Raw genomic sequence first — 9,987 nt, 5'->3', positions numbered from 1 at the left:
GAGGGCGCGGTGGCCGGGGTGGTGATGATCGTCGCCGGCCTGGGCGTGCTGGTGGCGACGCCGCTCCTGCGGCTCGCGCTCTAGCCGCCGCGGCGCCTGTCCCCGCGCGCAGGCCGCCCGTCCCGCGCGCCCGCTCCCCCGAGAAGGACCGCCCCCGCCGCGCCCGCCGCGCGCATCCTGCGCCGCTCGCCGCGCCCGGCGCGGCGGCGACGGAGGGGGGAGACGTGCTCACGAAGGGTTCACGCGCCGCGGCTGCGGCGCTCGCGCTCGCCTGCGCGCCCGCGCCCGAGGCGCCGGGCGCGCGCCACCACCTGTACGTGAGCCAGGCGGCGAGCGGCAGCGTGGCGGTGGTCGATCCGGAGCGCGGCGAGACGGTGCGCCGGATCCCGGTCGGCCAGCTGCCGCACCAGCTCCTGCCGGTGGGCGACCGGCTCCTCGTCGTCCTCACCGGCTCGCAGGCGGTGGCGGAGCTGGACCCCGCCGCGGCGCGCGTCACCCGGACCTTCCTCACCGCCCCGCTCCCTCCGGCGCGGGCGGACGGCACGCCCATCGCCGGCCACGCCACCGCGGAGGCCGCCGCGGCCACGAGCTGCGCCGTCTGCCACGGCGCGCCCGGTGGGCCGGCGCCGCGCTACGTGGGCGAGCGGCCCATCGCCATGCTGGCGCTCCCGGGCGGGCGCCTCCTCGTGGCCCACGTCCGCTCCGGCGCGCTCACGGAGCTCGACCTCGCGAGCGGCGCCATCCGCCGGCGGGTGGCGCTCGAGCCCGCCGGCGAGGCGCGCGAGGCGGTGGCGCTCGCGCAGCTCGGCGGCGAGGTGCTGGTGGCGCTCCGGCCGAAGCCGCCCTCGAGCGCGCCCGCGGTGATCCGCCGCCTCGACGCCGTCACCCTCGCGCCGCTCGGCGACGTGGCGGTGGGCCCGGATCCGGTGGCGCTGCTCGCCGTGCCGGAGCGGGGGCTCGTGCTCGTCTCCGACTTCGCCTCCGACACCGTCACGCCCGTCGCCGCGGGCGCCGGCGCCGGCCCGGCCTTCACCGCCGCGCCGGGGCCCATGGGCCTGCTGCCGCTGCCCGGCGGTCGCCGGGTGCTGGCGCTCGACTACTACTCGGACTCCCTCTCGCGCCTCGACCTCGACACCGGCGAGGTCCGCACCGAGCGGCTCCGCTCCGCCGCGCGCCCCTACGCCAACCCGAGCCACGCCGCGCTCTCGCCGGACGGCCGCGTCGCCTGGGTGGTGTCGTCCGGCACCGAGGGGCACGTCCTCGCGGTGGACGTCGAGACGCTCGCCGTCGCGCGCGCCCTCCCGGTGGACGGCCTCTCCTTCGCGGTCGCCGTGGTGCCCGGCCCCGCCCCGCTTCCCCCCGCACCCTGAACCCGTTCCGACAGGAGCCCCGATGCACCCGACCTCGACCTCCCGGGCTGGCGCGCGCGCCGCGCCCGCCCTCCCCGCCCTCCCCGCGCTCCTCCTCGGCGCCGCGCTCGCGGCCTGCGGCGGCGGCGGTGGAGGCGGCGGCGGCGCGACCCCGCCCCCGCCCCCGCCGACCGGCGGCGGAAACACCGTCCTCGGCGCGGTCACCGACGCCGCCAGCGGCGCGCGCCTCGCCGGCGTGACCGTCGCCGCCGGCGGCCGCACCGCGGTCACCGACGCGGCCGGCGAGTTCACCTTGGCCGGCCTCGCCGCCGGCGACGTGCGGCTCACGTTCACCCGGCCCGGCTACGCGCCGAGCTACGCCGGCGCGCGCTCCGGCGACCGCTCCGAGGCGGTGCTCGCCACGCTGAAGCGCGAGGGCGCGCGGCAGCCGTACGATCCGTCCACCGCCCGGACGTTCTCCGAGGTGACCGAGGCCGGCCCGTACGCGGTGATCCTCCCGGCCGGCAGCCTCGACACCGACGCCACCGAGCTGGAGGTGACCATCACGCCGGTCGATCCCAGCAAGGAGACCGCGGTGCTCCCCGGCGAGCTGGTGGCCGGGAGCGCCGGCGGCACGGTGCTCGCGCCGGTGACCTTCGCCGAGTTCAGCATCTACGAGCCTTCCGGCCGCCGCGTGAACCTGAAGCCCTCGGCGAGCGCGGTGGTCGAGCTGCCCATCCCGCCGGCTCTCCGTCCCCGCTACCCGCTGGGGACGGTGATCCACTGCTACTCCTACGATCCGGCCACCGGCGCCTGGGAGGACTTCGTGGAGGGCACGGTGGCGGTCTCCACGGTGGACGGCGAGACGCCGGTGCTGCGCGCCTCCATCCGCCACTTCTCCTGGTACGGGGCCGCGCCGGAGGGGAACGAGTGCGCCGACCTGTACGGGCGGGTGGTGTCGGCGGTGGACGGGCGGCCGCTCCCCAACGCACGCGTCGAGGCGTTCCCCGGGACGACGGCGTACACCGACGCGAACGGGAACTTCCAGGTGGTGGCGCTCCGCGACGGCGCCTCGAGCGTGGTCGCCTACCAGACCGGGTTCGACCTCGACGGCTCGCTCACCGGCATGCCGGGCGCGAAGTACATCGAGTTCGGCAAGGTGGACGACCTGCCGCTCACCGGGCTGGTGGCGCGCTCCTGCTCCGGGGGCGCCTCGCTCGCCGGCGCGGCCGGCGAGATGCAGGCCGCCGCCGCCGGCGTCGGCACGCCCGCCGATCCGCTGGTGGTGCGGGTGGGCCTGCTGAGCAAGGTCGCCTACGAGGTCGTCGCGTGGGTGGACGCGAACGGCGCCGCGGCGCTGGTGAGCGAGGGGCTGCCCGGGCCGGACGGCGAGCTCGTGGACCCGCTGCCGACCGACGGCGCGGTGATCACCGTGACCGGCCCGGACGGCGCGCACGTGCTCCCGCTGGCGGCGGCGCAGACCGGCGTGTACGCCGCGTCCTTCGCCGCGCAGCCGGGCCGGCGCTACGGCATCGCGGTGGACGCGAACGGCGACGGCGCGGTGGACGGCACCGGGTTCACCTACCTCGTGGGCGAGCCGACGTTCACGTCGCCGACCGAGGGCGCCACCGTGGACGCCGCCGGGCTGCGCGCCGCCTGGAGTGATGCCGCCGTCGAGGCCGGCACCGCCGATCCCGACTACGCGCCGCTCTACTGGGCCGCGGTCACCGCCTCCGCCGAGCCCTGGGACGGCGACTTCCACTGGGGCAGCGACCGGGCCTTCGACGTCCGCTCGCTCGCCACCGGCGAGCCGCTCGCGCCCGGCGCGTACACCGCGGCGGTGATGGCGCTGTGCGGGCCCTACGCGGCGGCCGGCCAGGACGTCGCGCTCGTGAAGAACGTCACCGGCGCGGGCATCTCGGGCGAGTTCTTCAGCTTCGCCGCGGGCGCGGAGGTGGCCTTCACCGTGCGCTGAGCGCGCCCGCGCCCCGCGGGCGGGGGGGCCGCCCGGCCGCGGGAAGTTCCCGTGGCGGGCCACCGCACCCGCACGCGCGGAACGTTCGGGCGGGGGCTTGCTGGCACGCCCGCGGGGCATCAGGGTGGAGACAGGCCGGCTCCTCCCCTCCCATGCCGGCCCCGAGGCGCCCGGCGGACGGTCTCCCCGCCGGGCGTCTCCTTTCGTTCACCTCGCGACCGGGACGCGCCCGCCCACGTCGAGCGGCACCGGCAGGCCGCCCAGGTCGGCGGTGCCGCGCATCCCCACGTCCACCGGCGCCCCGCGCATCAGCTCGCTGGCGGCCCGGCCGGCGCGGACCAGGTCCACCTTGAGCGGGATCGTGAGGACCGTGCTGCCCTGCGCGGGGACCGCGGCCAGGGCGCGCCCGTCGATCCGCCCGACCTGGCTGCCGGCCAGCGAGACCGCCGAGTCGAGCGTGCCGGAGGGGATGGCGAACGCGTTCGGGTTCTTCACCCGCAGCTTCACGTCGAGCGCGAGGTCGGAGAGCGACACCGAGCGGACCGACAGCCCCTCCAGCGTGAAGCCGGGGAGGCGCGGCAGCTTCAGGCTGTCCTCGTGGGAGATGGGCAGGTCCACCACGCCCACCGGCGTGGAGACCCCGACCGTGCCGCCCAGCTTGTAGCGGATGGACTCCTGCTGGCGCCCGAGCAGCGACACGATGCCCGGCACGTCCTTGAAGCGCACCCGCACCGGGAACGTGACCGGCGCCTTGCCCGCGGCCGGGATCTTCAGGCCGCCCGGCATGTCGCCGGCGGCGATGCGCGTCCCCTCCACCTCGACGCCGTAGCCGAGGCGCGCCAGCGTGAGGCCGAAGCCGTTCGGGTTCTCGAGGTCGAACAGGAAGCCGAGCGTGGCGCCCTCGAGATCGAGCGACTGCAGCGTGGCGGAGCGGAAGGTGAGCTTCGGCTTCTCGAAGGCCGAGGCGGCGAGCTGGTTGAGGGCGGCGCAGCCGGAGAGCGCCACGATCGAGGTGAGGGCGAGGAGCCGGAGGGATCGCATGGGGTGGTTGTACCGCGGCCGCGGGACGCGGGCGCGCCCGAGCCGCCTCCCACCTCACCCGCGCAGGGCACACCGGCGGGGCGGGCCGGCCGTCCACCGCCCATCCACAGGCCGTCCACAGCGTTTCCACGCTGTTTTTCCATGCGTTTTGGGCGGTTGTCCACCGAACATCGACAGTGCTCGGGTCACAGTCGGCTGGTAGGCTGCGCCGCCTGATGGCCGAATCGGATCCTGCCCGCCGCGTCGCCGAGGCCGGCGTCTCCCCCCTGCGCTCCGCGCGCGATCTCCCCCACAGCCTCGAGGCCGAGCAGGCGGTGCTGGGCGCGATCCTGGTGGAGGAGACCGCCTTCGACCAGGTGGCCGCGCTGCTCCGGGCCGGCGACTTCTACCTGCTCGCGCACCAGCACGTGTACGGCGCGTGCGAGGAGCTGGCCCGCGAGTCGAAGACGCTCGATCCCATCCTGGTCCAGCAGCGGCTCGACGCGAAGGGGCTGCTCGGCTCGGCGGTGCCGCACGAGCTCCCGCTCACGCTGGCGCGCGCCATCGGCACCGCGTCCAACGTGGGCCACTACGCGCGCACCGTGCAGGACCTGGCCCGGCTGCGGGTGATGATGCTCACCGCGCAGCGGCTGGTGGAGCGCGGGTACGAGGCCGGGGCGAACGTCCAGCACTTCCTGGACGCCGCGCAGCAGGAGGTGTTCGGCGCGGCCCAGGGCACCAGCGTCGACACGCTGAAGAAGATCTCCGAGCCGGTGCTGCGCGCCCTCGAGAACCTCGAGGCGGTGCAGAAGCGGGTGCAGGCCGGCCTGTCGCCCATCACCGGCGTGCCCACCGGCATCCAGACGCTCGACCGGAACACGCTCGGGCTGCAGCCCGGCACGCTGACCGTGCTCGCCGCCCGCCCCTCGGTCGGCAAGACCGCGTTCGCGCTGAACATCGCCACCCACGCCGCCACCAAGGCGCAGCGCAAGGTGGCGTTCTTCTCGCTCGAGATGCCCTCCGACCAGCTCGCGCTCCGCATGCTCGCGTCCGAGGGCAAGCTCGACTGGCGCAAGCTCTCGCAGGGCCAGCTCTCCCGGCACGACTGGGACAAGCTCGCCACCCAGGCCGACCGCATCGGCGCCGCCAACCTGTGGCTCGACGACAACTTCGTGCTGACGCCCGTGGAGCTGCGCTCGAAGTGCCGCAAGCTGAAGCGCGAGAACGGCGGGCTCGATCTCGTGATGATCGACTACCTGCAGCTCATGCACGCGCCCAGCGACCGGTCCAACCAGTCGCGCGAGCAGGAGATCGCCACCATCAGCCGCTCGCTCAAGTCGCTGGCCAAGGAGCTCGAGTGCCCCATCGTGGCGCTCTCGCAGCTCAACCGCAGCGTCGAGAAGCGCAAGGGCGAGCCCCCCATGCTGTCCGACCTCCGCGAGTCCGGCGCCATCGAGCAGGACGCCGACATCGTCATGTTCCTGCACCGGGCCGAGGAGGACAACAAGGACGTCCAGCAGGGCACCGCCAGCGGCGACACGCTCCCCGTGCAGCTCATCGTGGCGAAGCAGCGTCAGGGCCCCACCTGCACCATCGACCTGGTGTTCTTCAAGAGCACGACCTACTTCGCCGAGATGGACCGCCGGCCCCAGCAGTAGGCGCGCGCCCGTCAGCGCCTGTCAGCCCCCGACCGCGGGCGGAACCTCGTCGAGCGAGATCGGTCCCCGAGCCGCTCGGGGTGAGCCCGTCGAACCACGCCGCCAGCCCGTGCGGAGCAGCCACGTGCGCGGCGCCGCCGTGACCCGCCGCGCGCCGTCCGGCACCCCAGGTCCGCCCCCGCGCCACCCGTCGAACCACCGCCCCGAGGAGAACCGGTCCACGCCCCCGCGCCCCGCCGGCTTCCCCAGCCGCGCGAGGTGGCTGCGGTGGTTGAGCAGCACGTAGGCGAGCGCGTTGCGGACCTCGGACGGCGTGCCCAGCACGCGCGCGTGGTAGCGGTCCGCGAAGACCTTCCCGCGCCGCCCCATCATCCGGTTCAGCCCTTTCGCGAGGCGGATACACAGCCCCTGCATCCCCGAGGAGAGCGCGCGCTGCCCGTCTGCCTCGACGAGGAGGTGGAGGTGGTTGCCCTCGAGCGCGAAGTGGACCACGCGGAAGGCGGCGCAGGCCGCCGCGGCCGCCTCGAGCGCCGCCTCGACGACGCGGAGCGAGCGCTGGCTGCGCAGGTTCCAGACGTGCGGGAGCACACGCAAGGTGACGTGCGCCGGCGTGGAGGCGGTGACCGCGGGCCGCCCGTGGTGAGACACCCCCGCCCGCGCGCCCTTCGGCTTTCGCCCCGCGCCCGCCCGCCGGCCGCCGTGGGTGCGAGGAGGAGGAAGCCGGAACCGGAGCTGACGCGAGCCGCGCATGATTGGGCAGATATTAACGCAGCGTGATGCCGAGATCCACTGACCGTGTGGGCCGCAAGCGAGCGTTCCGCGCAGCGCCCCGCGCCCGCACGCCACCCCTCGGCGGCCCAGGCTCGCTCCCGCGCCCAGCTCGCGGTTCGAGGCTTTTCGCTCGTGACTCGCTGCGCCTTCGGGGCCGCGTGAGGGTCGAGCAGCCACCCCTGTCAGCGATGTCCCGAGACGACTTCAGTCAGTGATGTGCTGGTACTGCACCAGGCTTCGAGGGTGCGGCGGCGGTCGGGGGCCGGGCCCGCGTGACCGGAACCCGGGCCGGTGGGATCGGCTTGCGAGAGGCCCGCGGGTGGAGCGCGGGGCGCAGGGGTGAGGGCTCCGCTTGCGCGGACCTCAGCTGCGTTCACCGTGACTCGAACCCCTACGCGCGACCGTCAGCGATGTCTTGACTGGTTCCCGCGCGCCCGCCCCCGCGTCCCCGCCCCACCCACGAGCCTCTCGCGAGCCGATCCCCGCAGCCGCGGTTCCGGTAGCGCGGTCCCGCCCCCGACCGCCCTCGCCCCCTCAAAGCCCGAGCAACGCCCGCCCCACCCGCCGCCACCACCGTCGCCTGCCCCACTCCACGACGCGACCGGCGTCACCCCCCGTTCATCGCACCCCGCGTCCAGCTCGCGGCTCGACGAGCTCACCGCGAGCGGCGAGTCTTCCCCGCGCCGCGCCCCCTCCCTCAACCCCCGACGCCCCGCGCCCCGCCCGCCCTCAGCGCACCCGATCCAGGTACCGCTCCACCACCCGCTTCCCGCCGCGCACCGCCTCCTCCAGCGACGCGCCTCCCGCGAGCAGCCCCGCGATCGCCGACGCGAGCCGGCACCCCGTGCCGCGCGCGGTCCCGGCCCGCCGCCGCCCGGTGAACCGCGTCACCCGCCGCCCCTCCACGAGCAGGTCCACCGGCGCGCCGCCGCGGTGCCCGCCCTTCACCAGCACCGCGCGCGCGGGGAGCATCCGCGCCGCGCGGACCGCCGCCTCGTCGTCCGCGACCTCGAGGCCGGTGAGCGCCGCGAGCTCGGGCAGGTTGGGCGTGGCGAGCCGCGCGCGCGCGAGCAGCGGCGCCAGCGCCTCGCCGGGCGAGGCCTCGCCCGCGTCGAGGAGCGGGGCGCCGGAGGAGGCGAGCAGCACCGGATCCACCACCAGCGGCACGCGCGCGAGCGGCGGCTCCCCGAGCCGCGCCGCCAGCGCCCGGGCCAGCCCGGCGGTCCCGAGCATGCCGGTCTTCACCGCGCGCGGCCGCTCGCGCCCCTCCAGCAGCGCGTCGATCTGCAGCCGCAGGAACGCCTCCGTGGTCGGCGCCACGCCGCGCGCGCCGCGCGGGCCCTGCGCGGTGAGCGCGGTCGCGACCGCCCAGCCGCGCGCCCGGACGGCGGCGAGCGCCTCCAGGTCGGCGGCCAGGCCCGCCCCGCCCGACGGGTCGAGGCCGGCCACCACCAGGACCCGCGGGATCACCGGCGCAGGCTCCGCGCCGCGTCCACCAGGCCCCGGTAGATGGCGGCGTGGCGCGGGTCGTCCCGCGTCGCCTCCGGGTGCCACTGCACGCCGAGCGCGAACGGCAGGTCGGGGAGCTCGATGGCCTCCACCACGCCGTCGGGCGCGCGCGCCGAGACGAGCACGCCCGGCCCGGGCTCGCGCACCGCCTGGTGGTGCGTCGAGTTCACCATGAGCGGACCAGCCCCGGAGAGCGCGGCGAGCTGCGTGCCGGGCGCGATGGTCACCTCGTGAGAGGGGACGTCCTTCGGCGCGGGCTGCTCGTGCCCCTGGAGGCCGGCCTCGCCGGGCAGGTCCTGCCAGAGCGTGCCGCCCCGCACCACGTCGAGGAGCTGCATGCCGCCGCACACGCCCAGCACCGGCAGGCGCGCGGCGAGCGCGGCCTCGAGCAGGTCCTTCTCGAAGCGGGTGCGCTCGGGGCGCGACGGGCCGCAGCCCGGGCGCCGCGCCTCGCCGTACAGCTCCGGCGGCAGGTCGAAGTCGCCGCCGCTCACCACCAGCCCGTCGAGGAGCGAGAGGTACGCGCCGGCCACGTCCACCGCGTGCGGCAGGAGGATGGGCAGCCCGCCCGCGTCCAGCACCGCCTCCACGTAGCCGCGCGGCAGCTCGTAGCGGCGGCCCGACGCGTCGGCGTCGAGCGTGATCCCGATCCGCGGCCGCGGGCTCACGGGTTCGCACCCCGCGCGGCGCGCCCCGCCTCGAAGGCGGCCTGCATCCGCGCCGCGGCGGCCTCGGGATCGGCCGCGCCCACCACCGCCTCGATCACCGCCGCGCAGGCCGCGCCGGCCCGCGCCACCGCGGCGACGTCGTCGAGCCCGATGCCGCCGATCGCCACCACCGGCGCGGGGAGCGCGCGCGCCACCTCGGCGAGCGCCGCCAGCCCGCGCGGCGGCACCGGCAGCGCCTTGGAGCGCGAGGCGAAGATGGGCCCGTAGCCCACGTGATCGGCCCCCTCGGCGAGCGCGGCCCGGGCCTCCTCCAGCGTCCGGGTGGTGCGGCCCACCAGCAGGTCGGGGCCGACGAGCCGACGAGCCTCCGGGACCGGCAGGTCGTCGTCCCCGAGGTGGACGCCGTCGGCGCCGCCGAGGAGCGCCAGGTCGGCGCGGTCGTTGACGAGCACGAGCGCCCGCCCCGCGGCGAGCGCCACGATGCGGCGGGTGGCCTCGAGCACCGCGCCGGCGGGCGCGTCCTTCATCCGCACCTGGACGGCGCGGGCGCCTCCGCCGATCGCGGCACGCGCCTGCGCCACCGGATCCGCACCCCCCACGATGACGTAGAGCCCGCCGAGCCGCGCGCGCCGCCCGGCGCTCACAGAGGCCTCGGAAACCGGCATGGCGACAGCGGTAACACGCGCTTGACGCAGCCGCAAGGCGGGGCCTATTTTCCGGCCTCCGCCCAGACAGCAAGGAAGTGACATGGCCGACCCGTTCGAGAACAAGCTCGTCGACAAGCGCGTGGTGCAGCGTTACCTGCGCAAGGGCAAGGTCGACGAGAAGGAGTACGAGAAGTTCACGAAGGCGCTCCCCGACCTCGCCGACCAGGCGATGCCGATCGAGGCGTCGATGAGCGGCGCCGAGGAGCCGGACGATCTCGACGACGAGCCGGAGGAGGACGTCGGAGGTGGTGAGGTCCCGCCGCAGCAGCAGCCGTAGCGCCGCGCGCGGCGCCGGGCGCGCGCTCGTGCTCGCCGCGGCGCTGGCCGCCG

The 9,987-nt window shown here is 76.4% G+C and carries 9 protein-coding genes; 4 read left to right on the top strand and 5 right to left on the bottom strand.

The genetic code is table 11. The annotated features are described in order from the left end of the window. Positions 1–224 precede the first annotated feature (224 nt). A complete protein-coding gene (locus PSR1_RS18405) occupies positions 225–1,370 on the top strand; it encodes a YncE family protein (RefSeq protein WP_059438899.1) in 1,146 nt (381 codons plus the stop codon). Between the two features lie 22 nt (positions 1,371–1,392). After that, entirely contained in the window at positions 1,393–3,324 is a 1,932-nt protein-coding gene (locus PSR1_RS24890) for a carboxypeptidase-like regulatory domain-containing protein (protein WP_059438898.1), read from the top strand. 207 nt (positions 3,325–3,531) lie between these two features. Here the strand turns inward: PSR1_RS24890 and PSR1_RS18395 are convergent, their stop codons facing one another. After that, positions 3,532–4,365 (bottom strand): LEA type 2 family protein, encoded by an 834-nt coding sequence (locus tag PSR1_RS18395; RefSeq protein WP_059438897.1) that lies wholly within the window; start codon positions 4,363–4,365, stop codon positions 3,532–3,534. A 215-nt stretch (positions 4,366–4,580) separates the two neighbouring features. On the opposite strand from PSR1_RS18395, the gene dnaB reads away from it, so the two are divergent. Then, positions 4,581–6,002 (top strand): replicative DNA helicase, encoded by a 1,422-nt coding sequence (dnaB, locus tag PSR1_RS18390; protein ID WP_059438896.1) that lies wholly within the window; start codon positions 4,581–4,583, stop codon positions 6,000–6,002. Between the two features lie 21 nt (positions 6,003–6,023). Here the strand turns inward: dnaB and PSR1_RS18385 are convergent, their stop codons facing one another. From PSR1_RS18385 to thiE, 4 genes are all read right to left on the bottom strand, one after another. Further along, positions 6,024–6,755, bottom strand: coding sequence for a transposase (locus PSR1_RS18385; RefSeq protein ID WP_193388383.1), 732 nt, complete (start codon positions 6,753–6,755; stop codon positions 6,024–6,026). A 747-nt stretch (positions 6,756–7,502) separates the two neighbouring features. Then, entirely contained in the window at positions 7,503–8,243 is a 741-nt protein-coding gene (locus PSR1_RS18380) for a hydroxymethylpyrimidine/phosphomethylpyrimidine kinase (RefSeq protein ID WP_059438894.1), read from the bottom strand. After that, on the bottom strand, positions 8,240–8,950 hold the full coding sequence (locus PSR1_RS18375) for a gamma-glutamyl-gamma-aminobutyrate hydrolase family protein (protein WP_059438893.1): 711 nt from the start codon (positions 8,948–8,950) through the stop codon (positions 8,240–8,242). The genes PSR1_RS18380 and PSR1_RS18375 overlap by 4 nt, the downstream gene beginning before the upstream one ends. Next, complete coding sequence (gene thiE / locus PSR1_RS18370; protein ID WP_059438892.1) at positions 8,947–9,615, bottom strand: thiamine phosphate synthase; 669 nt, start codon at positions 9,613–9,615, stop codon at positions 8,947–8,949. Before thiE ends, PSR1_RS18375 begins: the two co-directional genes overlap by 4 nt. A gap of 82 nt (positions 9,616–9,697) precedes the next feature. On the opposite strand from thiE, the gene PSR1_RS18365 reads away from it, so the two are divergent. Next, the gene (locus tag PSR1_RS18365; protein ID WP_059438891.1) at positions 9,698–9,934 is read left to right on the top strand and encodes a hypothetical protein; all 237 of its coding nucleotides are present in this window, start codon (positions 9,698–9,700) and stop codon (positions 9,932–9,934) included. Positions 9,935–9,987 lie beyond the last annotated feature (53 nt).

Origin of the sequence: Anaeromyxobacter sp. PSR-1, assembly GCF_000964525.1 — a bacterium.
In the GTDB taxonomy this organism is placed as follows: Bacteria; Myxococcota; Myxococcia; order Myxococcales; family Anaeromyxobacteraceae; genus Anaeromyxobacter.
This window is presented reverse-complemented; position numbering and strand designations above follow the sequence as displayed.